Raw genomic sequence first — 23,518 nt, forward strand, 5'->3', positions numbered from 1 at the left:
TGTACTCACCGGGCGAGCACCACCACGGCCACCACCAGCGCCTGCGCCACCGCGAGCGGTGTCAGGACCACCCAGGCCAGCTCCACGTAACGCTCCATCCGTACGGTCGGCACCCGGCGGCGAGCCCAGAGCAGGAACCCCAGCACGGCGGCCGTCTTGAGCACCGTCCACGCCCAGCCGGGCAGCAGTGGGCCGTGCCCGCCGCCCAGGAAGAGCGGGACGGCGAAGGCGGCGGCGACCACGAGCAGCAGCCACCGTCCGCCGAGGAACACCAGTCGGTCGACCCCGGAGAGCTCGCCGGCCGCGCCGCCCGCCACATCCGCGCCGGCCGGCTGGTCGAACGGCCCCCAGAAGGCCATCGCCAGCGCGCTCAGCAGGTAGATCCCGAAGGCCACCGGCATCCACACCGCGAACCAGAGCCCGGACTGGGCGTCCACCACCGCGCCGACCTGCAAGGACTCGGCGCCGAGCGCCGCCGTCGTGATGGCCAGCATGTGCGGCAGCTCGTAGGCCAGCCCTTGCGCGAGGAATCGGTAGCCGCCGATCAGCGACAGCGTGGAGTTCGGAGCCCAGCCCGTCAGCCACACGGCCGCCCAGGCCAGCGCCTCCATGGCGTTGAACCACACGACCCCGTCCGGCAGATCGGACACCGAACGGAACCCGAAGGGGAGGACGGCGGCGGCGAGTACGGCGGCGACCGGGAGTAGCGTCGTTCCCAGCCGTACGAGAGGGATGTCAGCAGCCCTCGTGATCCGGCGCTGCTGCACGAGGAGTCGCAGCACCTCGCGCCCCGGGCCGGTCGACCTCGCGTCGACGGTCGCCGTCGCCCACGCGGCGAGGACCAGCACGGCAGGAAGGGCGGCTACCGCCCACGGCGGAGTGGAATCAACCATGGTTCCGGCCCACTGGCAGCTGCTGAGGGGCCAGTTCGTCGAGGTCAGGGTCCAGGCTCGCCACGATGAGCCGGGCGCAGGCGAACTCGGCGCCTTCGAGGAGTTCGGGTAGCGCGTCCAGGAGGGACTGCGAGGGGGGTGTCTCGGTGTCGACTCGACCCCGGGGGCCGCGCAGTGGGCGGGCCGGAAGGCGTTCGCGGCCGTCGATGGCGTCGAGGGCGTGCTCGATCGCGTCCAGCCATGCGATGAGCCTGCTGTGCACGTCTCCGCCGACCGGCCCTCGGGCCTGCGCGCCGACACCCGCCAGGAGCCACCGCAGAGTCCACGATCGGCGCAGGCGCCGCACCAAGGGGCGGATGCGCGGTACGAGTTCGTCGCGTCCCGCACCGCCCAGCAGGCTGTCCCGAGCGTCGCGCGCCCTTCCCGCCGCATCGATCCATCCGGCGACGCCGAGGAGCCTGCCGAGACTGTCGAGGTGTGCCGCGCACTGCCGCCGGGCGGCCTCGCCGACCGTCACCGGCTCACCTGTCATGGCCCTGAGCCACGGCTCGTTCCAGAACGCGGGCCCGGAAGCGGAAGGCGTGGGCACCGGGTCGACCTCCGCGCGCTGCACCACGTCGCCCTGGAGCTCCAGACGCAGCACGAGGCCCGCCGGCCAGTCCGGCAGTGCGGGCCCGAGCGGCACGTGCAGCCGGTCGAGCCTCAACTCGTCCCGGTCGGCGGCCCGTTCGGCCATGGGGAGCCCGGCGACGGCGCCCATGTGGTGCTGGTGCCCTCCGTGGCCCATGGCGCCGTGGTCCATCCCGCCGTGATCCATGTGACCGTGTCCCTGGTGTGCGGCGTGCTCGCCGTTCGGGCGATGGCCTTCGTGCCCACCGTGTCCTTCGTGCCCGCCGTGATCGGCTTGTTCCTCGTGGCCACCGTGTTCTTCGTGCGCGCCGCCATGCTCACCGTGCCCGGATTCGTGCTCATGATCCGCGCCGTGGCCCTGATGATTCATGTGGCCCTGGTGCCCGGCGTGCTGGGTGCCCGGCTTCAGCAGCGTCGCGTGCCCGTGGTCCAGCGCGTGCGCCGCGTGCACGGCATCCGTGACCGTCACCCGCGCCCTCGGAGCCGGTACGCCCTGCCACACCCGTTCCGCCCAGTCGTCCTCCCGTACGGGAAGCGGCGTGCCCGCGAAGACCACCAGGTCCGCGGAAGCCGGACCGGCGGCCTGGGGCCAGTCCCTGCGCTCGAGTTCGGCCTCGACGGCCAGTCGCTCGCGCGTCGCTCCCGGACTGGTCACGAGCAGAACGGCCGGCTGGGCCAGTGCCACCCTGGTGAGGCGCGTCCTCAGGTCCACCGGAACGCTCCCTCGCGCCAGGCATACCCGACGCCAGCGAGCAGGATGCCGAGGAACAGGAACATCTCGACGACCGCCGGGGTGCCGACCTCCGGGACGACCTTCGTCCACGGATACATGAAGAGCATTTCCATATCGAACGCAAGGAAGATCATCGTGACCGGGTACCAGCGCACGTGGAACCGGGACACCGGGTGCTCCCGCGGTTCGAGCCCACCGCTGAACGGCCCCGTGTGCAGCGGCTCCCGGACTGTGCGGACGGCGGCCGCGACGCCACGGAGCAGGAAGACCCCTGCCACGGTGACCGCGAACAGGAGGGCGACCGGCTCCCAGGCCGCGGCTTCCACGTGATCCCCTTCCCGGCGGCCCGACCGCTACCGGCCGCCATCGGCAGGCAGCATCTCAGCGGCTTTGCCGGGATGAACGGACCAACACGGGTAAATCGCATCCTTCTTCACTTTGGTGCGGGTGACTCGCACGTGGTGTCCGGGCTGCAGGATTCGGACGGCTCCTGACCCACGTCGGCGGCTTCCCTGCATGGCCGGGCCATGGGCAATACGGGCAGCGGGGTTTCGACGGCCGGCCAAGTGAAGCTGATCACACTCTGTGGGGAACCCGGATCACCGTGCATGGTTCCGCCGTTGATCAAACGGTGGGGCTGGCCGAGCTGGCGGAATCCACCGCAAACTCACACGGCCGCCGTGCAGGGAGCCGGTCCCGGGCCGATCCGCCGGACGCCGCGGCCGACGATCCAGGGAGACCCTTGTCATGCGTCTGCCGCGCGCCGCACTCCGGCCACACCGGGTTCTCCAGAGGCTACGGGGCCTGAGTCGACCGCGGTTGCCGCGTACTCGTGCAGGGCGGCGAAGGGCCGCGCAAGCGGTGATGTTGCTGAGCGTGCTGGCGCTCTTGCCTGCAACGTGGACCTTCACGACGGCGGACGACCGGCTGCGGACCGCCGATGGCGTGCCGCGTACCGAGGTGGCTGTGGTGTTCGGCGCGGGGCTGCGGGACGGCGAGCCAGGCTCCTACCTCGTCCATCGTCTGGACACGGCGGCGGAGCTGTACAGGGCGGGACGTGTCGAGGTCATCCTGGTGACCGGTGACAACAGCCGGCACGACTACGATGAACCACATGCCATGAGCATGTACTTGACCAAGCGTGGTGTTCCCCACGGGCGCATCGTCAGTGACTTCGCCGGCTTCGACACCTGGGATTCGTGCGTGCGCGCCAAGAAGGTCTTCGGCGTCGACCGGGCGGTTCTCATCAGCCAGGGCTTCCACATCCGCCGAGCGGTTGCCCTGTGTCAGGCGGCGGGGGTCCGGTCTTACGGCATCGGAGTGGCCGGCTCACACAACGCCACCTGGTACTACAGCGGCGTCCGGGAGATCATGGCGGCGGGCAAGGCCGGCCTGGACGCGGCGTTCCAGCCGGACCCCCGGTTCCTGGGGCCGAAGGAACCGGGCGTGGAGCGGGCGCTGGCGACCGAGCGATGAAATGTGATCCCCGCCCCATGCCCGTGAGAGCTCACCTGTCGGGGATGGTGGTCCGGTCGGCTCGGCTGTCGCTCGGGCTCTCGGGCCGTGACACGTCCTCGACGCCCGGGCGCAGGCGTGCTGAGACGACGAGGTAGGTGACCGCGCCGAGGAACACCACCACGGAGGTCCAGTTGTTGAGGCGAAGCCCGAGGAAGACCTGTGCCTCGTCGATGCGCAGGTACTCGATCCAGAAGCGCCCGACGGTGTAGGCCGCGACGTACAGGGCGAACGTCCTTCCGTGACCGAGAGCGAACCGACGGCCCGCCCAGATGACCAGCACCGCCACGCCGATGTTCCAGAGCGACTCGTAGAGGAACGTGGGGTGGTACGTCGCCACGTCGAGCATGTCGGCCGGCCGGTTGTCGCGGTCGATCTCCAGGCCCCAGGGGAGCGTGCTGGGGCGGCCGTACAGCTCCTGGTTGAACCAGTTGCCCCAGCGACCGATCGCTTGGGCCAGCGCGATGCCGGGGGCGACCGTGTCCGCGAAGGCCGGGAAGGAGATGCCGTACCGCCGGCAGCCGATCCATGCGCCGACACCGCCCAGGGCGATGGCGCCCCAGATGCCGAGTCCGCCCTCCCAGACGTACAGGGCGCGGATCGGCTCGCCGCCCTCGCCGAAGTACGCGGCGGGGCTCGTGATCACGTGGTACAGCCGTCCGCCGACGATGCCGAAGGGCACCGCCCAGACGGCGACGTCCGCGATGACGCCCTTCTCGCCGCCGCGGGCCACCCAGCGCCGGTTGCCGAGCCAGACGGCGAGGAAGACGCCGAGGATGATGCAGAAGGCGTACGCCCTCAGGGGAAGCGCGCCGAGGTAGAGGACACCAGTCGACGGGCTGGGTAGGTAGGCAAAATCCATGTTCTCACCACAAAAGTTTCATCTAAGGAGATTAGTAAGGGTGGGGTCATGAGCCTCCAGAGGCCCCGGAGGGGAATCGGGTCGCCTCCCGGCTCGCGGACGAAATAGCGCCAGCAACGCCGGGGCGCCCAGCAGGGCCTCCGGCCACGCGCCCAGGCTTGCGGCGATCGTCCGCCCGTCCAGGAGTGGAACCCGCTCCATCAGGTAGCCCCCACGCCATGTGCCGAGCCGGTCCGAGACCGTCCCGTCCGGCCTCACGATGGCGCTGACCCCGCTCGTCGAGGCGAGGGCGACGGCTCGGCCGTACTCGATGGCCCGGATGCGCGCCATCGCCAACTGCTGCTCCGACTGTCCTCCCTGGAAGCCGCGCTCGTAGGTCGCATTGTTCGTCTGGACGACGAGGAGATTCGCGCCAGCCCGCACCGTGTCCCGCACCCGTCCGTCGTACGCGATCTCGTAGCAGATCACGTCGCCGAGCCACACGGGGCCGGCCGCCAGGGGTGCCTGGGACACACCCGGGATGAAGTCCCGGGGGATGAGCTGTAGGGCGCCGAGCCCGCCCAGGGCGGAGCGGGCCGGGATGTACTCGCCGAAGGGGACGAGTTGCCGCTTCGCGTACGAGGCCACGGGGCCCCGCCCGGGAAGCCAGAGCTGTCCGGCGTTGTACGACCGGCCTCCGGGCCCGTCCAGGATCGCGCCGATCAACAGCGGCGCGTCGAGCTCGCGGACCGAGTCCGCGACGAGCGCGCCCAGCTCGGGGTCGGCAAGCGGGTCGCTGTCGAGTGAGTTCTCCGGCCACAGCACCACATCGGGTCGGGGGGCCTTGCCCGCCCGGACGTCGTCGGCCAGCTTCCTGGTCTCACGCGCGTGGTTCTCGGCGACGCCGCGCACCCGCGCCTGCTCCTCCAGGGTCCGCTCGCGCTCCACATTGCCCTGGACGACCGCCACGACGGCGCTCCGTCCACTCGTCGCCGGAATGGTGACCAGGGATCCGTACGAGACCAGGGCGACCGCTCCGCACACGGCGATCGCCCCCACGCGAACGCGGGCGGTGCGCGGGGAGGTGATGCCGTAGACCAGCAGCGAGCCGAGGAGTGCCGTAACGAAGGTGAGCGCGGGAGCGCCGCCCACGGCCGCCCAGCCTGCCCACGGTGCATCGGCCTGACCGAAGGCGAGGCGTCCCCAGGGGAAGCCGCCGAGCGGAGTCCGTCCGCGTACGGCCTCGACGGCCACCCACCAGGCTGCGGTGAGCAGCGGCCATCCGGGCAGCCGCAGCAGGCGGGGCAACAGCATGGCGGCCAGCGCCACAACCACGGCCTGCGTCGCTGTCAGGGCGAGCCACGGGACCAGTCCGAGGTTGGCGAGCCAGGCGATCAGGGGGCCGATGAAGGAGGCGCCGAAGACGGCTCCGACGGCGAAGGCGGACCGGGCGGACCGCCCCCGGATCGCGATCAGCAGGAGCGCTGGTCCGAGCGGTGCGAGAAACCACAGGCCGATCGGCGGGAAGGAGGCGTAGAGCGCGATGCCCGCGAGGCCGGCCATGCCCCAGGCCCTCGTGCGGGGGAGCTGCCCAGACCGCGCACCGCCCAGTTCGTCGAGCGTCACGTGGGTACGGGGCAGTTCTCGGCGGTACGGAGTCGGCGGATCACTGCGTACGTGAGCAGGCCCACCGAGGCGAGCGCCAGTACGGGCTGCAGCGGGGCCCAGAAGGACAGGGCTCCGCTCACGCCGATCGCGAGCACCACCAGCTTGTTGCAGATGGGGCAGCCGACGGCGAAGGCGGAGAGCAGACCGGCCCCCAAGGCGCGGGCAGTCTGGGGGCGATCATGCGCGGGCTCCTCGACGGCCGGGCGCGGGCCCACGCGGACGTACGACGCGACCAGCAGCCCCTCAAGAGCCGAGCTGACGATCCACACCGGGTAGTTCCACCAAAGGACGGGTGTCATCCGGGTGTAGAAGGGCGACGGGACGACGCCTGTGGGCACACCGATCACAACTGCGGCGAGCAGGGCCACCGCCGCGGCGACGGCCCATCTCCGGAGGGGCCAGTTGCCCATGCACGTACTCCTTGGGAGAGGGGTGCCGTCGGCCGGTTGGCGGGCCACTGCGGGGGAGCCTGCTCGGGTCGTCCGGCCGACGGTGAAACCGATCGTAGTCTACGAATCTACTTAGAAGAACAGAGGGGATTCTTGTCACACTCCGGGCAGGAGGTGCGGGCGTCCCCGTCCAGACCGGGAGGTCAGGAGGAGCAGTGCTCCCGACAGGCCGTACAGCGCGACAGCGGCGGCGGTCCTGCCCGCTCCCGCCTGTTCCGGTGCGGCAGGCAGGTAGAGGTCTCGGGTCTCCCGTACGGTCCCGCCCGCCGACAGGTCGACGGGGATCCAGGACTCGACGGCGCGACCGGACGGGTCCCGGAGGACGGCGTACACGAACCAGCGCCCGGCATCGTGCAGGGTTACCGCACCCCTGAATCCCCCAGCGCCATCGGGGGCCAGCGTGCCGGTGACCTCGCCACCCGCGCGCCGAGCGACCAGCGAGGGCGTGCCCGGCCCGGTCGGCGTCAAGGCGACCGCGACTTCTACGACAGAGCCCCGCACGGAGGCGTCCCAGCGCACCTCGCCCACGACGACCCCCTGGCCCGGATCGTGCGCGACGGCTCGTTCCGGGCTCGCCAGGGACTGGAGGGCCAGGATGCCGGCGACCGCGGTGATCGCCGCCACCCGGGTGATCCATGCCCGGGGCCGGCCCTCTGCGGCCAGGACGGCCACGGCGGAACCGGCCAATGACAGCAGCAGGGAAGGGATCGCCAGGCCGAGTGGTACGGCCGTCGCGTGAGGCAGGAGGGGGAGCAGGGGTAGGGAAAGCAGGTGTGTCATCACCGGCACGACGGCCGCGAGTGCCCACGGCGACGCGACCCGTCTCCGGACCAGGTCCGCTGCCACCGCCACGCCCAGGACGAGTGGCACCATCGGCGTCGAGTACCCCAGGAGGGCGAGTACCGGAACGACCAGCAGCCGTACAGCGGTTACCAGCAGTGCCGCCCGCGTGAAGGCCCACGGCTGCGGATCGAAACGGCGGATCAGTAGGGCGGCGAGGGTGACGCCGACGGCGACGGCCGGAAGGAACCACACCTCCGAGAACTGCGGCACGTCCGACTCGTACTCCATGACCGGAGCGAGCGACGCGGCCAGGACGAGCGCCGAGCCGAGCGCGATCGACCTTCCTCCGCCCTCCCCTGCGATCGCCCGCAGCAGGACCACCGAGAGCGTGAAGGTCGCCGTGATCGCCAGGAGATGCGGCGGGCTCCAGAGGACCGAGTCACGGCCGAACGCCGTGTGCCAGGCGGCGTCCGCCGGCGCCGCGATCCCGATGGCCCCGCCCGCTGCGGCGGCCCACCGCAGCAGCGGGTCGGCGACCGCCGCGCGGAGCCCCTGGTCGCGGGCCTGGCTCAGCACCCATCCCGCGACCATGACCAGCGTTCCCGTCAGGGAGCCGTACAACAGGACATGAGGGGCGCTCCAGAAGGTGTCCCGGCCTTCGTCGGTGTGCAACGAGTCGTCCCAGTACATGCTGAACAAGGCCAGCAGGCCGCCGATCGTGGCAGTGACGAGCCATCTCAACGCGTCCCCCTCGGGTGGTGTTGTCGGGTGGGTGCCGGCCGGGTGATCAGGAGAGCGCGCTGCCCTTCTTCCAGGTCTCCCAGTCGACGTTCCAGGCGCCGTAGCCGTTGTTGACGGCGACCGTGTCCGTGGAGTTCACGACGGTGACGGGGTCACCGAAGCGCACCTGGTCGTAGAACCACTTCGCGTCCGCCGTGCTCATTCCGATGCAGCCGTGGCTGGCGTTGACGCGGCCGAACTTGCCCTCGTTCCAGGGTGCAGCGTGCGCGTACGTGCCGGACGGGGTGAGTTGGACGTCCCACTTGACGTCCTCCATGTCGTACGCTTCGGGGCCGAAGATGCCGACGGTGGAGGAGTTCATCCGGATCGAGGGGACCTTGCCGAGGACGACCATGGTGCCGTTCCAGGTCTCGAAGGTCTCTTTACCGGTGGAGACCTTCAGGGTCCGTAGGGCTTTCCCGTTCCTGGAGACCGTCATGGTCTTCTTCACGACGTCAACGGTGCTGGTCACGGCTTCGCCGATGCGGAAGTTCACGACGCGTTTCTGTGTGCCGTAGACGCCGCTGCCCGCGTCCACTCCGGCGAGGTCCATGCGCAGGGTGACATCGGTGCCCGGCTTCCAGTACTCCTTCGGCCGGTAGTCGATCCGGTCCTTGCCGTCCCGGTCCTTCATCCAGCTCCAGGCGCCCTCGACCGCTGGGGACGAGGTGACCGTGAGCTTCCGCTCGACAGCGGCCTTGTCGTGGATGGGCTTGTTGAAGGTGATCGAGACCGGCAGGGCGACGCCGACGGTCGACTCCTTGTCGACGTTGTACGTGCCGACGAAGGTGCTCTTGGCCGCCGGGGTCGTGAAGTTCGACGATTTACTCAGAGGAGCGCCGTCACCGCCCGTGCCCTGGGCGGAGATCGTGTATGTGGCGCCGGGGGAGAGCGGCGTCGTCGAGGTCCACACGGATTTGTCGGCGGAGAGTGATCCTTCCACCTTGCCGGGCCCGGGCGCGCTCACGTCCACGGAGGTCAGTACCCCGCCCTGGGCTTTGACCGTGATCTTCCCGGTAGTCCCGGTGTCGACGGCTATCGCGGACGGCCCTCCACTCGTCGTCGCGTCCCTCGCCGGCTTTCCGGTCGCTCCCGTCCCGGAGTCCGTCGCTCCCGCGGAGCTGCAGCCGGCCACGAGGAGGCCGGCCGCCGAGGTGAGCGCGAGCATGCGCACGGCGCTGTGCCGGTTCCGTGCTCTCGTGTGCTTCATAGTGCCCCTTCCGTCTAACTCTCTAAGCAAATTAGAAGACGAGTTCCCGAGTCGGGTAGTTCCCGCTCTCCTCGCTTACTTGAGTGGGGAGTTCAGTGCGCGTGGCCGTCGTCCGTGCCTTCGTCCGCGTGCTCCGGCTCGGCGCTCGTGGGCGCCGAACTGGGCTCTGCGGACTTGTCGGCCGAGGTCGACGGTTCCGGTTCGGCGCCGTGCTCGTCCGTCTCCGGCTCCCCGCCGCCGTGGCTGTGCCCGCCTCCCTCCGACGACTCGCTGCCCATCCCGGCCGCCAGCGTGCTCAGGCCGAAGTAGCTCCCGCCGGCAACGAGCAGGACGACCAGCCCGAGGGGGCTGAAGATGCGGCGCGAGGGGGTCTCCGCGTCCTTGAGGACGAAGGCGACGAACGAGACCACGATGCCGAGCGGCACGAGGACCGCTCCGCGTGCGGGGAAGTCCTCGAAGTGCTGGAGTCCGCCGCTGAGCATGCCGATGCCGAACGAGAGCAGCAGCGAGGCGCCGATCACCACGAGCGCGCGGGCGAACGGCGGCCGGTCCTGGGCCAGCATGAACTCGTTGACCAACGTGGCGAGGAGGAAGACGAAGACACCGATGATCGCCACCACTGTGTAGCGGGCGGGGTCGAGCGGGTGGTGGACCACGGCACCGCTGATCAGACCGGCGCCGACGAAGTACAGCACGTAACCGATGTAGCGACCGGACAGGGGCGTGCTGCGCTTGCGTCGGCGCGACCGGGCGGAGCGGCGACCGGCGGCACGGCCTCCGGGCTCGGGCTGCGGTGCGAGGTGGTGAGGTGCGGTCTGGTCGGTGAGAAGGGACACGAAAGCCTCCAGGAAACTGAGGGCACACGGCGGCGGCCTACCTGCGGCCTTGCGGGCGGAGGCGGGCGGCGTCGAACCGTGCAAGGGAGTGGAACCGAAGCGTGGCCTGTCGGCGGGACGGCGCTCCGGGCATGAAATGGGGACAGCCCAGCGACCGCTGGGTGAGGGACCCAAGGACGCAAGGTGTCGCGCGTCGCCTCGGGTGCCTGCTAAATGCGCAGTACGACCGATGACGGACAGAGAGCCGCCATCGGCCGCGCAGCGGCGGCACCGGCACCGGTGCGTGCGACGCCGGCGAGAGCGTGCTTCGTATCGAGGATCGACACGGCAGGCGGAATGATGTCGACGCCTGTGGTGGGCTGTCCGGTCGCGCAGTCCTGTACGGCGTGCGCCGACTCCTCGCCGCCGTCGTGTTCGTAGCCGGACTCCGGGTGCTGCTCATGGGCGTGAGCGGTGGGGGCTGCGGCGACGCTTCCCGGTGCGATGTGCCCCGCGCTGCTGTCGCCGTGGAGGCCATGCGCGTACAAGAGCCCGAAGAGTAGTGCTCCGAGCCACAGCAGACGCGACCACGGGGGAACCAAGGAGGGGGTGCGGGGCTTCCTCGCCGCCTTGAGTTCCGTGACCACGGCGCGATCATAACCAGCCTGGGTTACACGCTCGGTACGGGGTGCGGCATGCGCCGGGAGCGACGTTCGGGCGGAGAACCACGGCAGCGACGTCGGTCACCACGTCGGCCGGTGGGAGCTGTGGGCGGACGGTTAGACGCCGGGCGGGCAGGCGACCAGCAACGGAAGCAGCGGGACGGCGAGGGCGACGGAGGCCACCGAGCCCCAGAGCGCCGGGTGAGGGGCTCGGCGCGGGCCGAGGATGCGCTTCATGCGGAGGACGGCCGCCGAGCCCCCCGCGCCGAACGCGCCCTTCGGGGCCCGGCCGGCGGCCATCTCGTACATCGCAGTCGCCAGGGCCTCGTGCGAGTGGCTTCGCAGAGCGCGGTCGTCCGCGATCATCTCCAGCAGCACGGCCATCTCCGCCCGTGCCCGGCGTGCGAGTGGCAACCAGGGGAAGACGGTGGCGAACGCCTCCGCGGCCGCGATCAGCAGATGGTGGCGGCCGGCGACGTGCGCCCGCTCGTGCTCGAGGACGGCGTCGAGCTGCTCTTCCGTGAGCAGTCGCACGGCGGCGTCGCTCACCACGATGCGGGAGCGGAGCCCCGGTAGGCAGTACGCCGCGGGCGTGCCGTGCATCAGGACGGTGGCCCGCAGACGGTCGGAGCGCACTCCCACCTTGTCGAGCCGGTCACGGTGTCGAGCGCGCGTCAGCCCTGCCCGGGCGAGGTGGAAGAGAAAGGCGCCGACGATCGCGGTGACGACGGCAAGGGGCATCGCCAGGGCCAGTCGGTCGGCGGTGGTCGGGTTGGGCGCCACAGGGGCCCCCGTACCGAGGCCGCAGGCGTGCAGCAACCCTACGAGTCCGGCGTGCAGATGCTCGGTGGGCGTGGCCAGCTGGGAGGCGGCGAGCGCGGTCGCGAGCGTGAACGACACCATGAGGGCGAGCCATATGGCTGCTCCGAGGGCCGGTGCCCGGTGGGGCCAGGCGCTGCGCACCATCAGGCGTGGGGCGGCGATGCCCACCACGGCCGCGTACCCCAGAAGGGCGGGGGCCGCGTTCACTGCTTCGCCCGTCGTCCGACGTCCCGCAGGGCCTTCCGGAGCGCCGCGATCTCGTCGTCGTCGAGGTTCTCCACGAACTGCACGAGAGCGGCGGGCCTATCCTCGCTGACTTCCAGGCCGTCCTCCATGAGCGCGGCCGAGTACGCCTCACGTGAGCCGACGGCCTTGTACAGCCAGATCCGGCCGTTCCTGGCCCGTGTGAGGTGGCCCTTGTGGAAGAGGATGGTCGTGACCGTGGTCACGGTCGTGTAGGCGGCGTCTCGATGCAGATTGATGTCGTCGACGACCTCACGCACGGTGGCGGGGCGGTTCCATCTCCAGAAGCGGTCCATGATCTCCGCTTCAAGTTCCCCCAGCCGGCGCATGGCCCGTTCCTCTCCGCTGATCAGCACTCGGTTTCATAGTAGACGGGCGTACACGTGGGGTTCCGCGCTCGACGGACATGCGGTGCCTAGGATGGGCTCATGGCCATGTTCGAGAAGCCCCTTGAGGCGCAGCGGGCGCTGCGCCTCAAGGGGCTTCTCGTGGTGGCCGTGCTCGTCGGGCTGCTGGGCATGCATGCCATGGGGCCTGGGCCGATGACGGCGCAGGCGAGCGGCGCCACGGCTTCCGTCACCGCCGTCGCGTCGACGTTCGTCGAGGCCGATCGCGAGGGGCACTGCGATCACGATTGCTCAGGACACGGCGGGAGCGGTGAGCACGCCGATCCGACATGTGCCTCAGCCGGGGTAGCGGGCCCCGTCGTTCTCCCCGCGCTTGGGCCGAGCCTCGTCGGCCCGGTTGTGACCGCCGACGGGCTCGTCAGTACGCAGACGGTCGCTGCCGAGCGAGGCCGTGCCCCACCATCCCTGTACGAACTCCAACTCCTGCGGATCTAGGAAGCGCCTGCGGCGCCGTACGCCATGTGGCCCGTCCAACGGGCATGGCGGGCGCCTACCGGCTTACCTTCCAGAACAAACGCAGGAGTCACGCATGAACACGCACCGCAAGCTGATCCGTCGTACCGCCCTCGTCGCCGCCACCGGCGTCGCCGCCCTGGTGCTCGCCGCCTGCGGCGGCAACGGCTCCAGCGGCCACGACATGGGCTCCATGGGAACCGAGTCCTCCGCGCCCGCCACGAGCGCGCCGGCGCAGACCGGTGACCACAACGCGGCGGACGTCTCCTTCGCCAAGGAGATGATCCAGCACCACCGCCAGGCCGTGGAGATGGCCGACCTGGCGCCGACGCGGGCCTCGTCCGCGGAGACGAAGGAGCTGGCCGCGAAGATCAAGGGCGCCCAGGACCCTGAGATCAAGACCATGTCCGGTTGGCTCACGTCGTGGGGCGAGGAGGTCCCCGCCGACATGTCCGGCATGGGCCACGACATGGCGAACGGCATGCCCGGCATGATGAGCAAGGCGGACATGGACGAGCTCATGCAGGCCAAGGGCGCCGAGTTCGACAAGATGTTCGCCGAGATGATGATCAAGCATCACGAGGGCGCCATCGAGATGGCCACGACGGAGAAGGCGGAGGGCAAGTACGGCCCCGCCCTCAAGCTGGCCGATGAGGTGATCAAGGCCCAGACGGCAGAGATCGAGCAGATGAACAAGATGCTCGGCGAGAGCTGACCGCAGCTCGGTCCGTGTGTGCGGGGCACGGCAGGTAGGCACCGGCCGTGCCCCGCTGCTGTGCCTAGGTGCGCGGCAGGATCCGCATCACGAGCCCGGCGGCAGGTTTCGGGCCGAACGAGGTGGACTTGCGGGGCAGCAGAACGCCCTGCTCAGCGAGGTCTCGTATCCCGTCTTCGGTGGGAGTCGGCAGGAGCACGGCGGTGCCCGTGCCCTGGGAGGTCACGGCTGCGACGGCCCGGCCGGCGTCATGCATGTGGACGACGGCGCCGGGGAGGTCGGGTATGGACCAGCAGCTCGCGATGAGGAGACGGTCGGTGACGGCTGCGGGCTGATCGTGCCATTGGGTCGGCAGTCCGGCCAGCGCTTCGGACAGGGCCGATGCCTGCGGTTCCGTCACGCTCCAGGCACTTCCATCTCCGGCGAGCACCAGTTCGCCGGGCCGGGGGAGCCGAGGCCCGTCCCGAAGCGGCCGGACGCGGGCGACGCCCGATGACGCACGCGCGGCCTTCTCCGCGTCCAGACCCGGCAGGACCCGGTGGATCGCCCTCAGCCGAAGCGGGGTGGTGGCCGAGTCGACGAGCAGCGCCAGGCTGCGTTGCCAGGGGAGGGCGTCACGTCGGCGGCTGAGCCGTTGGGCGGCTGCGAGGCGGTGGTGGCCGTCGGCGACGAGCGGGACCCGCGTTCCACCGAGCTCGGAGGTGAGGAGGTCCTGATCGGCGGGGTCGGTGCATCGCCATAGGTAGTGCGTGACGCCACCCAGCTGGGCGCCGGCGATGCGAGGGTGTTCGGCGACCCACTCCGCCAGGCGGCGGCCGGTCCCCTCGGTGGAGCGGTGGGTGAGCAGCAGCGGCTCCAACTGGGCCCGCAGGCCGGACATGTGGGCGGCGCGCTGCCGTACGACGTGTTCCTGTACGTCCTCGTGGGGGATGACGGAACCGGCATGGGGGCCGGCGATGCTGAGCTCGCCGATCAGGCCGCGCTGGAGGAGGCGAGGACCGAGTCGTTGCTCGTAGACGTAGAGGGAGGGCTCGGGGTCGGGGCGCAGGATTCCGCGGTCCAGCCAGCGTTCGAGTTGACCAGCCGCGTCCTGGGGATTGGTGGCGTACAGCAGTCGGGCTATGTGGTGGGGCCGGGCGCGCTGGGCCCGGGCGTGGGCGGGGCTCATGTCGTCGTGCGGGGGACTGAGCACGGCGGACAGCTGGCCGGCCTGCGCCGAGTCGTATCGGACGGCGCGGAACGGAAGGAGCCGCACGGTGGTGCGTGCCTTCCGCGACGGGACGGTCGTCAAGGTTCACTCCCGAATGTGGGCACGGCGGTACGGGGGCGGGCGCTTTGTGGGCGCCCGCCCCCTGCCGCGGGTGTCAGGTCAGACGGTCGCAGGCTCCGGGCGGGCCTCGGCCTGGGGCTCGGCGAGTCGGCCCGTGCGGTGCAGCCCGTACAGGGCGGCGGTGCATGCCAGGCCGAGCGCGGTGAGCGCTAGCCAGGGGAGCGCGGACAGGCCGGCCTTCCGGGCGGCGTCGAGAGCCGCTCCGGTCAGCAGGTTCCCCACGGTGATGCCGATTCCGCAGACGGTGTTGTAGAGGCCGTAGTGCGTGGCAACGAGGCGGTCGCCCGAGAGTCGGACGATCGTGTCCATCTCGAAGGGATACGCGATCATCGTGCCCATGGCCAGGAGCAGCGCGGCGAGTGTCGGCGGTACGGAGGCCAGCAGCCACAGGCCGATGCCTTCGCCCGGTACGGGAACCGCCGAGGCGATGAGCAGGGGCACGAAGGCCACGCCCATGGTGAGCAGACCCCAGGTGAGAGCCCGTCCCGGCTCCATGCGGGCCTTGCACCAGGCGGTCACCTTCGTCTGGAGGAGGATCGTACTCAGCCCGGACACGGCGAACAGGACAGCCACGGCTGCCGTGCCGAACGTGCCCTCGCCGCCGAGACGTCGGACTTCCAGGGGAAGCGCCAGGTAGACCTGGAAGGACATGACGTACGAGCCGATCATGGCCACGGAGAAGAGCAGGAACGGGCGGTTGGCGAGAATGCCGCGCCACTCGGCCAGCACGCTCTGCCCCTCCTTCCCCTTCGTCTCCTTGGCCCGGCGCGCCGGGAGGGCGCGGATCTGCACCACGCTCAGGACGGCGAAGGTGCCCGCCGCGACCAGGCACGTGATGCGGAAGTCGACCCCGGTCAGCACCATGCCCACGAGCGGCCCGAGCAGGATGCCCGCCTGGTAGAAGACGTTGAACAGGGCGAACGCCTCCACCCTGCGCTCACCCGAATCGGCGGCGAGGTAGGCGCGGGTGGCCGGGTTGAACAGCGCGCCGGCCAGGCCGGTCGCCGCGGAGGCGGCGATCAGCGCGGGCACGGAGTCCACCAGGCCCAGGGTCGCGAAGCCGACGGTGCGCAGGACGAGACCGGCGATGATCATCGGCTTGTAGCCGAGCCGGTCCGCGAGCGTGCCGCCGACCAGGAACATGCCCTGCTGGCTGAAGTTGCGGACACCGAGGATGAGTCCGACCAGCCAGCCGGCGAGCCCGAGGGGACCGGCCAGGTGGGCGGCGAGGTACGGCATCAGCATGTAGAAGCCGAGGTTGATGGTGAACTGATTCACCATCAGCAGTCGAACGCTGCGTTCGTACGAACGGAACTGGGAGAGAGTGCCCTTCATCAGGCCCGCTCCTCCGCAGCGTCCGTGAGCTCGTCGTCGGCGACGTCGTCGGCGGCCGAGTCCTCATCGGTGAGCGTGAGGGGGTCGACCACGGTGGCGCAGCGGGTCCAGCGGGTGACCTCCTTCTCGTCCAGACGGCCGATGACGTCCGGCTCGATCGCGGGCGGGCCGTCGAGCAAGCCGTGGGCGGCGCAGTAGTCGTCGTCGTACACGGTGCCGAGATAGCGCTGCGGGCCGTCGGGGAAGATCGCGGCGATCCGCGTCTCCTTGGGCAGGGAGCGGGCGAGCCAGCCCGCGACCAGTGCGACCGCGCCGACGCTCCAACCGCCGGTCGCGTAGTGGGAGGTGGCGAGCTGACGGCAGCTCCACACCGCCTCGCTCGGCGCCACCCAATGGACCTCGCTGAACTGTTCGTACGCGACGTTGCGCGGGTAGATGCTCGATCCGAGCCCGCGCATGAGCCGGGTGCGGGCCGGCTGGCCGAAGATCGTGGAGCCGATGGTGTCGACGCCGACCAGGGTCAGGTCCGGGTAGAGCTGGCGCAGGACACGGGAAACGCCCGCCGAGTGTCCGCCGGTGCCTACGCTGCACACCAGGACGTCGATGTGGCCGAGCTCGGTGGCGAGTTCGAGGGCGAGCGGGGTGTACGCGGTGGTGTTGTCCGGGTTGTTGTACTGGTCCGGGCACCAGGATCCGGGGTGCTGTGCGAGGAGCTGGGTGACCCGGTCCCGGCGGGCCTGCTGCCAGCCGCCGGTGGGGTGCGGTTCGGAGACCACGTTGACCTGGGCTCCGTACGCGGTCAGCAGTCGCGTCATGGACATCTCCAGGCCCGGGTCGGTGACCAGGGTGACGGGGTGTCCGTAGACCATGCCGGCGAGGGCGAGGCCGAGTCCGAGAGTGCCACTGGTGGACTCGATGATCCGTGCGCCGGGGCGCAGGTCGCCACGGGCGCGGGCCCGCTCGACCATGTGGAGACCCGGGCGGTCCTTGATGCCGCCGGGGTTGAAGCCCTCCAGCTTGGCCCAGAAGCCGCGGCCCGCCGGGGCGAGCGGCTCCGAGACGTGGAGGAGAGGAGTGTTGCCTACCAGCCCGGACAGGGCGGAGCGGGTGGGGGGTGTGACGTCGGTGGTCGAGGAGTGCATGTTCCGCTCTCATTTCGGTGGTGCGCGTCAAGTACTCGTTCGGGAGACGGCCACGTCATGCACGGCCGGGAGCCGAACGGTCTAGATGCGCCACCGGCAGACGCGGATCTGCGTCGAGCGGCCTGACCGGGCTATCGGCACTCGGTCGCCGGGCGGGTTCCGGACCTGGGTGGCTGGCGCGGTCGGGATGTCGCCGAAGGGCGCAGCGAGCGCGATGACATCGGGCACGTGCCGCGTCGCGAGGTGGGTGTGGGATGCGAGGCCCGGCGAAGCGCAGTCGGCGCCGTGGTTGTGGTGCCGCTGCTGCGGGGGCCGGTCTTCCGTCCGCTCGGCATCGAGGCTGAGTGCCGTGGTGGTGACGGCGCCGCTGTCTACGGAGTGGTGGTGCCCGGCTTCGCCGAGAGGCGTGAAGCAGAGGAATGCCGACAGCAGCAGAGCGCCGACTACGGTGGCGATTAAGGGCGTGTTGGGATGGCGAGGCACAGTTCCTCCGGGCGGGGCCGTACCGTCTCGGTCCCTATGCGACAGGAGGGAGCGGTACCCGCGAGAGATCAGGGGCATGGGGGGCAGAACGCGCTGCTCGGCTCGCCGCCCGGGGGCGCGGTCGCGCGGGGGCAGCAGGGAGTGTGAGCGGCGGGGCGTTCTACACCTGAAGGACTGTTGAGGCTCTCGGGGCAGTCGACGGCGTTGTGCGCGCCTCGACCGCATGGGTGTTGGCCCGGATACAGGGCCCGGCAGAGCACGGCGCATCGGGCTGTCGCGAGGAACACGGCGTATTGGGTGCCGGTGTTCCCTCCGGCGGCCTTGGCGTGCATTCGTGTGCCGGGTGCGCCGGACCGTGGTCGCCGGAGTTTCCATCAATGCTGTGGGAAGCGCTGGTCATCGCGGGCGACGCGACAACCGCGGCCCCGTCCACGTCCACTCCGTGCCCGACCATCAGGCCGAACAGGAGCGCGGCCAGGCCGAGTAGACGTCGCAACCCCGCTGAAGAGCGGGAGTGCGGCGCACGCGAGCGCGACCGGGCTGTAATCACGCCGTTATCTTAACCATCTCTTCGGGGTGGTTCGGAATTCCATCCGAAACGTGGCGTGAATAAGTCGTGCAGGTGCTCGGTCGATTGTCTGATTTGGAGGGGTCGGTCAGGGTCTCTACTAAGCAACTAAGAAATAAATTTACGCCTCAACAATGCCCCCGTGGCGAGGCCGGCGTCGACCCCAGGCAGTGTTCGGTGCGCGGATCGGTGTGCGTCGGGTCGGCGCTGTGCCCCGCGCCCAGTGCCAACACGGCGACGCGGTGATCCGACTGGACGAGCGTGACTCGTAGCGGCGCTCCCGAGTCGCCGGCCAAGGCGTAGTCGTACACGACCGGCAAGTCCTGGCCGTGGCCCTCTCCGGTGGTCTGGGCGCCGTGCCATCCACACCGCCGCAGGGCCTCGGCCACTTCGCCGATGCTCCGCCGGGCCTCGCCTTCGGTGGGGAAGTCGACGATCCGGTGCTGCGCAGTGGCGTGACCCTGGCCGCTGTACGTGCGGACGATCTGGTCCCTTGCACTCGATCCGGAGAACCAGACGAGGCTGCACGGGTGGGTTCCCCCGCTCGGCAGGGCCGCGGTCGACCCGTCCCCGGTCGTGACCGCCTGCCATCGGTACGTCGCGTTCCAGGGCAGAGCCGCGGGTGAGAGCAGGGCCCTGGGTGCCAACCCGCGATCCGCGCTGGGCGAGGGCAGGATCGAGGCGGCCGCGACCAGTTGGCCGGTTGCCGGGTCGGGTTGCGCCGAGAGTGGCGCGTCCGTGGGGCGGGGGAGGACCCACCAGCCGGACGTGATCGCCACGGCGGCGACGACGGCCGTGGCCCCCGTACGGCGGCGAGTACGACGCCGGACAGCCCGGAGACGTACGTCCGCGACTCCGCCGGCGGGGGCGACGAGGGCATCGACCTCGGCCGCGAACTCCCGGAGCCTCGAATCCAGTGCGCTGCCGTGCGGCATGGGCCTGTGGTCATTCATGGGGATACGCCTCCTGTCGAGGCCGGTACGGCGCGACCGCTCGTGGGCGGACGCGCGCCGGAGCCTCCGACGCGGCGGTGTCGGAGAGATGGCTGTTCAGGATGCGGCGGGCGCGCATGAGGCGCGAGCGTACCGCCGTGCTGGTCGAACCGGTCTGTCGGGCCACCTCGTCCACGGGGAGGTCGACCAGATGATGCAGGACGACGGCTCGGCGCTGCTCGGGGGCGAGGTGCCGGAGCGCCGCGACCAGGGCCACGTGGTCCGGGTCGAGACCGGGAATGTCCGCAGGCGGCCCGTGCCGGAAGTGTGCCCTGACGCGGTTGCGGGCCCTACGCCACGAACTCACCGCCAGCCGCAGGGCGACCGTCCGCACCCAGGGGGTGGGGTCTCCCTGCTCGGCCAACTCGTTCCAGCGTGGCCAGGCTCGCGCGTATGCCTCCTGCACGGCGTCCTCCGCCTCGCCGATGTCGCCGGTGACCGCGTACACGACGACGACCATGCGCCGCACGCTCTCCGCGTAGAATCTCTCGAAGTCCCGCTCGGTGGGGTCATGCGCGGGATCGTTCACAGGCCACCTCCGCGTCCTTCCGCACGGTGGCGGCCGCGTTTCCCCAGCCGCCGCACCAGCGGTGCCAGAAGGGCATCCACCTCCGGCACGCCAAGCGGCCTGGCGAGCAGCAGCACGGACAGACCGATGAACCCCGCGCCGATCAGCAGGGCACCGCCGTCGGCGAGTGGCCCGTCGCCCAGCACCCTGCCGGCCAGCCGGTCGACGGCGAGCGCCGCGCCGGCCCCGGGCAGGCAGGCGACCGCGAGCCGTACGTGGGTACCGAGTGCGCTGTCGAATCCCCGCCCCAGACGGCGTCGTAGCACCGTCGCGGTACACGCGAGACCGGCCGTGCACGCCAACGCGTACGTCCCCGCGATGCCGGCGACGGCCCAGTGAGCGGGCAGCAGGGCGTACGCGGCCAGTGACAGGCCCGCGTTGAGACAGGCGATCACGAGGGTGAGGAAGAAGGGCGTACGAGTGTCGCCGAGGGCGTAGAAGCCCCGAGCGAGAACGTACTGCGCCGATAACGCCGCGAGACCTGGGGCGAACGCGGCAAGGACCCAGCCGATCGCCTGTGCATCGGCCTCGGTGACCTGGCCGTACTGATAGGCGACGCCGGTGAGCCGGGGTGCCAGGAGCAGGAAGACGACGGCGGCAGGGACGATCGCCACGGCTGTGGTCTTGAGGCAGCGGGTGAGCTCCGCGCCGACCCGGCCGGGGTCCCCGTCGATCGCTGCCCGGCTCATCACGGGCAGGAGGGCGGTGACCAGGGAGACCGTGATGATCCCCTGGGGGACGACCCAGAGCTGGTACGCGCTGCTGTATGCCGTGTACCCCACACCCGCCGTGATCCCCTCGGCGTCCGCACGCAGTCCGGCCGTCGTGGTGAGCCGGGTCACCACCCAGTACGCGACCTGGTTCGCGAGCACGAGCAACAGCGTCCACACCGCGGCGCGCACCGGGCGGCCGAGGCCCGAACGTCGCCAGTCGAACCGTGGGCGCCACCGGAAGCCCGCGGATCGCAGGGCGGGCAGCAGGGCGAGGGCCTGCACCGCGATTCCCGCCGTACTGCCGAGACCGAGGAGAAGGAGCTGCCCGTCAGTGACCTCGCCGGCTCCGGTCGCCGTCGCGGCCACCACCAGATAGAGGCCGAAGACCACGATCACGACCACGTTGTTGAGGACAGGGGTCCACATCATCGTGCCGAGCCGGCCACGGGCGTTGAGTACCTGACCGAGCACGGTGAAGGCGCCGTAGAAGAGGATCTGCGGCAGGCAGTAGCGAGCCAGGGCCACCGTGAGGTCGCGCTGGGGGCCGGCGTAGTCCGTGTACGCGGTCACGATCCAGGGCGCCGCGAGCACGGCCACAGCGGTGATCGCGGTCAGTGCGACCAGGCAGAGGGTGATGAGCCGGTCGGTGTACGCGACCCCGCCGTCCTCGTGCTCCTTGGCGGCACGGACCAGCTCGGGCACGAAGACCGAGTTGAGCGCCCCGCCCATGAGCAGGATGTAGACGATGTTCGGCACCGTGTTGGCGACGTTGTAGGCGTCGGCGAGCAGCGCGGTGCCCAGGGCCGCGACGACCACCGCGCTCCGTACGAAGCCTGTGATCCGGGAGGCGAGCGAGCCGAGCATCATCAGCGCCTTGCCGCGCCCGCTCCCCGCATCGCTCTTCGCGCTCCCGACGCCGGCGGCTCCCGCCGGCCTCGTCCCGGTCACGCCGCACTCGCCGGCGAGCCATTTGCCTGGATGCCGGCGAAATCGTCTGCCACATTCCGGCGCCACCGGGCGTGCATGAGACAGGCGGGGGTATCCCGCCGCCCTCCCGCAGGGGGCGTAAGGACCAGAACGAGGAGACCTTCGACATGGCTGTCGCCGAGGTGCAGATGACCCACCGTGCCGGTGCCCTGGAGACCGTGCCCACGACCGCTGAACAGCACCTGGCCTACCTCGACTCCCTCTCGGGAGGTACGCAGGGCGACCAGGTCAGCTTCCTCCAGCTGCCGTCCTGGAGCGCGGTCAAGGACGGATGGCGGGCCGAGCGGCTCGGCTGGTTCGACGGGGCAGGCCGTCAGCGCGCCGCCGCCCAGGTGCTGTACCGCCAGCTGCCGGGAACGCGGCGCTCCTTCGCGTACATCCCGGACGGTCCGGTGCTCGACTGGGCGGACCCGGCGCTGATGGATGTCCTGCAGCTGCTCCTGGACCACCTGCGGGCGGCCGGGGCCTTCGCGGTACGCATGGGGCCGCCTTTGGGATACCGCCGCTGGAACGGGGCGACGCTCAAGGCCGCTGTCGGCCCGGGGCGCCGGGTGGGCGACGTGCTGCCGGACGTGGTCGAGCCGGTCGGGGCGGCCGTGGCGGACCGGCTGCGAGCGGCCGGATGGCGGCGCTGCGGTGACGACGGCGGCGCGGGCGACGCCCAGCCCCGGTACCTCTTCGAGCTTCCGCTGGTCGGCCGCAGCACGGACGACCTGTGGTCCGGTCTCAACCAGGAGTGGCGGCGCAACATCAAGAAGGCGACCACGGCGGGGGTCGAGACCTGCCTCGGCACCGGTGAGGACCTGCCCGCCTTCTACGACCTGCTCCAGGTCACCGAGCGGCGCGACGGGTTCCGACGGGGGCGCTCGCTTCCGTACTTCGAGCGGCAGTACGAGGCGCTCAACGCGGAGGAGGTCGGGCGCATGCGGCTCTATCTGGCACGGCACGACGGCGAGGTGCTCGCCGCCCACACCATGATCGTGGCGGGTCGGCGTGCCTGGTACCAGACAGGGGCCTCCGCCGACCACCGCCGCGAGGTCAGGCCGAGCAACGCCCTGCAGTGGCGACTGATCCGCGACGCGCACTCGCTGGGGGCGGCGGTCTACGACATGCGGGGTGTGCCGGACACCCTCGACCCCGCGGAGCGGCCGTTCGGGCTGCTGCGCTGGAAGCTCGGCACAGGAGGTCAGGTGGTCGAGACCCTCGGTGAGTGGGAGCTTCCCCTGCAAGGAGCGGTGAACAAGACCCTGCATCGGGCCATGCAGGCGTATCTCTCGCGCCGCTGAGTCCACCCCAGGGGCGTGTGGATCGGTCATGGGTGAACCCTAATCTATCCTTCTAAGTCTTTTAGAAGTTTGGTTGTGGGTTCGAGAGGCTTCGGCTACCTTGACCGGGACAAGTCAATCGACGGGCGGCGGAAGCCGGTGGGAATCCGGCACGGTCGCGCCACTGTGTGCTCGGCGGCAGCCGCTCATCTCCTGAGCGGCGCGGCTGGGCAAGTCAGACTCGCCCTCGTCGTACGAGCTCCATCCGACCGGGACGCGAGTTCCCACTGGAGGTCCTGCCATGGCCCAGACCGCTGCTCAGCCGAGCGTCGCCACCCCCGCCGCACTCCCCGTCAAGGCGATTCTGCCCTGGGCCGTCTTCTTCGGGGCCCTGATGCTGCTCGCGCTCTTCTTCGTCGGCGCCGAGCAGGGCGCCACCGCCATCTTCGCCGGCGAAGGCGTCCACGAGTGGGTGCACGACGGCCGTCACCTGCTCGGCTTCCCCTGCCACTGAGA

General features: G+C 70.7%; 24 protein-coding genes and 1 riboswitch. Of the genes, 5 read left to right on the forward strand and 19 right to left on the reverse strand.

What is annotated here, in order from left to right:
- Positions 1 to 5: 5 nt before the first annotated feature.
- The 3 genes from ESG85_RS24090 to ESG85_RS24100 are packed head-to-tail and all read right to left on the reverse strand — an operon-like array spanning position 6 to position 2,582.
- Positions 6 to 893 carry an NADH-quinone oxidoreductase subunit H gene (locus ESG85_RS24090; RefSeq protein WP_128982648.1) on the reverse strand — a complete coding sequence of 296 codons (888 nt, stop codon included), beginning with the start codon at positions 891 to 893 and terminating at the stop codon, positions 6 to 8.
- Complete coding sequence (locus tag ESG85_RS24095; protein ID WP_128982650.1) at positions 886 to 2,235, reverse strand: hypothetical protein; 1,350 nt, start codon at positions 2,233 to 2,235, stop codon at positions 886 to 888. Before ESG85_RS24095 ends, ESG85_RS24090 begins: the two co-directional genes overlap by 8 nt.
- Complete coding sequence (locus tag ESG85_RS24100; protein ID WP_128982652.1) at positions 2,226 to 2,582, reverse strand: NADH-quinone oxidoreductase subunit A; 357 nt, start codon at positions 2,580 to 2,582, stop codon at positions 2,226 to 2,228. The genes ESG85_RS24095 and ESG85_RS24100 overlap by 10 nt, the downstream gene beginning before the upstream one ends.
- Before the next feature lie 421 nt (positions 2,583 to 3,003).
- On the opposite strand from ESG85_RS24100, the gene ESG85_RS24105 reads away from it, so the two are divergent.
- Complete coding sequence (locus ESG85_RS24105) at positions 3,004 to 3,732, forward strand: SanA/YdcF family protein (RefSeq protein ID WP_128982654.1); 729 nt, start codon at positions 3,004 to 3,006, stop codon at positions 3,730 to 3,732.
- A 31-nt stretch (positions 3,733 to 3,763) separates the two neighbouring features.
- Here ESG85_RS24105 and lgt read toward each other — a convergent pair whose 3' ends face one another.
- The 9 genes from lgt to ESG85_RS24150 all read right to left on the reverse strand — a co-directional run bounded on the left by lgt (position 3,764) and on the right by ESG85_RS24150 (position 12,373).
- Entirely contained in the window at positions 3,764 to 4,633 is an 870-nt protein-coding gene (gene lgt, locus ESG85_RS24110; protein ID WP_128982656.1) for a prolipoprotein diacylglyceryl transferase, read from the reverse strand.
- Between the two features lie 18 nt (positions 4,634 to 4,651).
- Positions 4,652 to 6,238, reverse strand: a complete 1,587-nt coding sequence (lnt, locus tag ESG85_RS24115) for an apolipoprotein N-acyltransferase (protein WP_128982658.1) — start codon at positions 6,236 to 6,238, stop codon at positions 4,652 to 4,654.
- A complete protein-coding gene (locus ESG85_RS24120) occupies positions 6,235 to 6,690 on the reverse strand; it encodes a hypothetical protein (protein ID WP_128982660.1) in 456 nt (151 codons plus the stop codon). The genes lnt and ESG85_RS24120 overlap by 4 nt, the downstream gene beginning before the upstream one ends.
- Positions 6,691 to 6,825: 135 nt before the next feature.
- Positions 6,826 to 8,253 carry a hypothetical protein gene (locus tag ESG85_RS24125; protein ID WP_128982662.1) on the reverse strand — a complete coding sequence of 476 codons (1,428 nt, stop codon included), beginning with the start codon at positions 8,251 to 8,253 and terminating at the stop codon, positions 6,826 to 6,828.
- Positions 8,254 to 8,299: 46 nt separating this feature from the next.
- The gene (locus tag ESG85_RS24130) at positions 8,300 to 9,502 is read right to left on the reverse strand and encodes a L,D-transpeptidase (protein ID WP_128982664.1); all 1,203 of its coding nucleotides are present in this window, start codon (positions 9,500 to 9,502) and stop codon (positions 8,300 to 8,302) included.
- 92 nt (positions 9,503 to 9,594) lie between these two features.
- Positions 9,595 to 10,338, reverse strand: coding sequence for a hypothetical protein (locus tag ESG85_RS24135; RefSeq protein WP_128982666.1), 744 nt, complete (start codon positions 10,336 to 10,338; stop codon positions 9,595 to 9,597).
- Between the two features lie 209 nt (positions 10,339 to 10,547).
- Entirely contained in the window at positions 10,548 to 10,964 is a 417-nt protein-coding gene (locus ESG85_RS24140; RefSeq protein WP_128982668.1) for a hypothetical protein, read from the reverse strand.
- 132 nt (positions 10,965 to 11,096) lie between these two features.
- On the reverse strand, positions 11,097 to 12,008 hold the full coding sequence (locus ESG85_RS24145; protein WP_128982670.1) for a M56 family metallopeptidase: 912 nt from the start codon (positions 12,006 to 12,008) through the stop codon (positions 11,097 to 11,099).
- Entirely contained in the window at positions 12,005 to 12,373 is a 369-nt protein-coding gene (locus ESG85_RS24150) for a BlaI/MecI/CopY family transcriptional regulator (RefSeq protein ID WP_128982896.1), read from the reverse strand. Before ESG85_RS24150 ends, ESG85_RS24145 begins: the two co-directional genes overlap by 4 nt.
- Positions 12,374 to 12,472: 99 nt before the next feature.
- On the opposite strand from ESG85_RS24150, the gene ESG85_RS24155 reads away from it, so the two are divergent.
- Together ESG85_RS24155 and ESG85_RS24160 are read left to right on the forward strand one after the other, a co-directional pair.
- Positions 12,473 to 12,886, forward strand: coding sequence for a DUF6153 family protein (locus ESG85_RS24155; RefSeq protein ID WP_246095248.1), 414 nt, complete (start codon positions 12,473 to 12,475; stop codon positions 12,884 to 12,886).
- 94 nt (positions 12,887 to 12,980) lie between these two features.
- Positions 12,981 to 13,619 carry a DUF305 domain-containing protein gene (locus tag ESG85_RS24160; protein ID WP_128982672.1) on the forward strand — a complete coding sequence of 213 codons (639 nt, stop codon included), beginning with the start codon at positions 12,981 to 12,983 and terminating at the stop codon, positions 13,617 to 13,619.
- A 64-nt stretch (positions 13,620 to 13,683) separates the two neighbouring features.
- On the opposite strand, the gene ESG85_RS24165 is transcribed toward ESG85_RS24160, so the two are convergent.
- The 7 genes from ESG85_RS24165 to murJ all read right to left on the reverse strand — a co-directional run bounded on the left by ESG85_RS24165 (position 13,684) and on the right by murJ (position 21,698).
- Positions 13,684 to 14,910, reverse strand: coding sequence for a DUF1015 domain-containing protein (locus ESG85_RS24165; protein ID WP_128982674.1), 1,227 nt, complete (start codon positions 14,908 to 14,910; stop codon positions 13,684 to 13,686).
- Positions 14,911 to 14,988: 78 nt separating this feature from the next.
- Positions 14,989 to 16,284 carry an MDR family MFS transporter gene (locus ESG85_RS24170; RefSeq protein WP_128982676.1) on the reverse strand — a complete coding sequence of 432 codons (1,296 nt, stop codon included), beginning with the start codon at positions 16,282 to 16,284 and terminating at the stop codon, positions 14,989 to 14,991.
- Positions 16,284 to 17,426 (reverse strand): PLP-dependent cysteine synthase family protein, encoded by a 1,143-nt coding sequence (locus ESG85_RS24175; RefSeq protein ID WP_128982678.1) that lies wholly within the window; start codon positions 17,424 to 17,426, stop codon positions 16,284 to 16,286. The genes ESG85_RS24170 and ESG85_RS24175 overlap by 1 nt, the downstream gene beginning before the upstream one ends.
- Before the next feature lie 81 nt (positions 17,427 to 17,507).
- Positions 17,508 to 17,909, reverse strand: a complete 402-nt coding sequence (locus ESG85_RS24180) for a hypothetical protein (protein ID WP_128982680.1) — start codon at positions 17,907 to 17,909, stop codon at positions 17,508 to 17,510.
- A gap of 696 nt (positions 17,910 to 18,605) precedes the next feature.
- Positions 18,606 to 19,430 (reverse strand): hypothetical protein, encoded by an 825-nt coding sequence (locus tag ESG85_RS24185; RefSeq protein ID WP_128982682.1) that lies wholly within the window; start codon positions 19,428 to 19,430, stop codon positions 18,606 to 18,608.
- Positions 19,423 to 19,998 (reverse strand): SigE family RNA polymerase sigma factor, encoded by a 576-nt coding sequence (locus tag ESG85_RS24190; protein ID WP_246095249.1) that lies wholly within the window; start codon positions 19,996 to 19,998, stop codon positions 19,423 to 19,425. Before ESG85_RS24190 ends, ESG85_RS24185 begins: the two co-directional genes overlap by 8 nt.
- The gene (gene murJ, locus ESG85_RS24195; protein WP_386478845.1) at positions 19,995 to 21,698 is read right to left on the reverse strand and encodes a murein biosynthesis integral membrane protein MurJ; all 1,704 of its coding nucleotides are present in this window, start codon (positions 21,696 to 21,698) and stop codon (positions 19,995 to 19,997) included. Before murJ ends, ESG85_RS24190 begins: the two co-directional genes overlap by 4 nt.
- Positions 21,699 to 21,844: 146 nt before the next feature.
- Between murJ and ESG85_RS24200 the strand changes: the two genes are divergently transcribed.
- Both ESG85_RS24200 and ESG85_RS24205 read left to right on the forward strand, forming a co-directional pair.
- Positions 21,845 to 23,023 carry a lipid II:glycine glycyltransferase FemX gene (locus ESG85_RS24200; RefSeq protein WP_128982684.1) on the forward strand — a complete coding sequence of 393 codons (1,179 nt, stop codon included), beginning with the start codon at positions 21,845 to 21,847 and terminating at the stop codon, positions 23,021 to 23,023.
- Between the two features lie 60 nt (positions 23,024 to 23,083).
- Positions 23,084 to 23,265, forward strand: a riboswitch (cobalamin riboswitch).
- Between the two features lie 38 nt (positions 23,266 to 23,303).
- On the forward strand, positions 23,304 to 23,516 hold the full coding sequence (locus ESG85_RS24205) for a CbtB domain-containing protein (protein WP_128982686.1): 213 nt from the start codon (positions 23,304 to 23,306) through the stop codon (positions 23,514 to 23,516).
- Positions 23,517 to 23,518 lie beyond the last annotated feature (2 nt).

Origin of the sequence: Streptomyces roseicoloratus, assembly GCF_004117935.1 — a bacterium.
Lineage (GTDB): Bacteria > Actinomycetota > Actinomycetes > Streptomycetales > Streptomycetaceae > Streptomyces > Streptomyces roseicoloratus.

Bases quoted from the DNA above. Each gene is read 5' to 3' on its own strand.
- ESG85_RS24090 (WP_128982648.1), bottom strand. From the start codon at position 893: ATGGTTGATTCCACTCCGCCGTGGGCGGTAGCCGCCCTTCCTGCCGTG.
- ESG85_RS24105 (WP_128982654.1), top strand. From the start codon at position 3,004: ATGCGTCTGCCGCGCGCCGCACTCCGGCCACACCGGGTTCTCCAGAGG.
- lgt (WP_128982656.1), bottom strand. From the start codon at position 4,633: ATGGATTTTGCCTACCTACCCAGCCCGTCGACTGGTGTCCTCTACCTC.
- ESG85_RS24120 (WP_128982660.1), bottom strand. From the start codon at position 6,690: ATGGGCAACTGGCCCCTCCGGAGATGGGCCGTCGCCGCGGCGGTGGCC.
- ESG85_RS24130 (WP_128982664.1), bottom strand. From the start codon at position 9,502: ATGAAGCACACGAGAGCACGGAACCGGCACAGCGCCGTGCGCATGCTC.
- ESG85_RS24150 (WP_128982896.1), bottom strand. From the start codon at position 12,373: ATGCGCCGGCTGGGGGAACTTGAAGCGGAGATCATGGACCGCTTCTGG.
- ESG85_RS24155 (WP_246095248.1), top strand. From the start codon at position 12,473: ATGGCCATGTTCGAGAAGCCCCTTGAGGCGCAGCGGGCGCTGCGCCTC.
- ESG85_RS24160 (WP_128982672.1), top strand. From the start codon at position 12,981: ATGAACACGCACCGCAAGCTGATCCGTCGTACCGCCCTCGTCGCCGCC.
- ESG85_RS24170 (WP_128982676.1), bottom strand. From the start codon at position 16,284: ATGAAGGGCACTCTCTCCCAGTTCCGTTCGTACGAACGCAGCGTTCGA.
- ESG85_RS24175 (WP_128982678.1), bottom strand. From the start codon at position 17,426: ATGCACTCCTCGACCACCGACGTCACACCCCCCACCCGCTCCGCCCTG.
- ESG85_RS24185 (WP_128982682.1), bottom strand. From the start codon at position 19,430: ATGAATGACCACAGGCCCATGCCGCACGGCAGCGCACTGGATTCGAGG.
- ESG85_RS24200 (WP_128982684.1), top strand. From the start codon at position 21,845: ATGGCTGTCGCCGAGGTGCAGATGACCCACCGTGCCGGTGCCCTGGAG.
- ESG85_RS24205 (WP_128982686.1), top strand. From the start codon at position 23,304: ATGGCCCAGACCGCTGCTCAGCCGAGCGTCGCCACCCCCGCCGCACTC.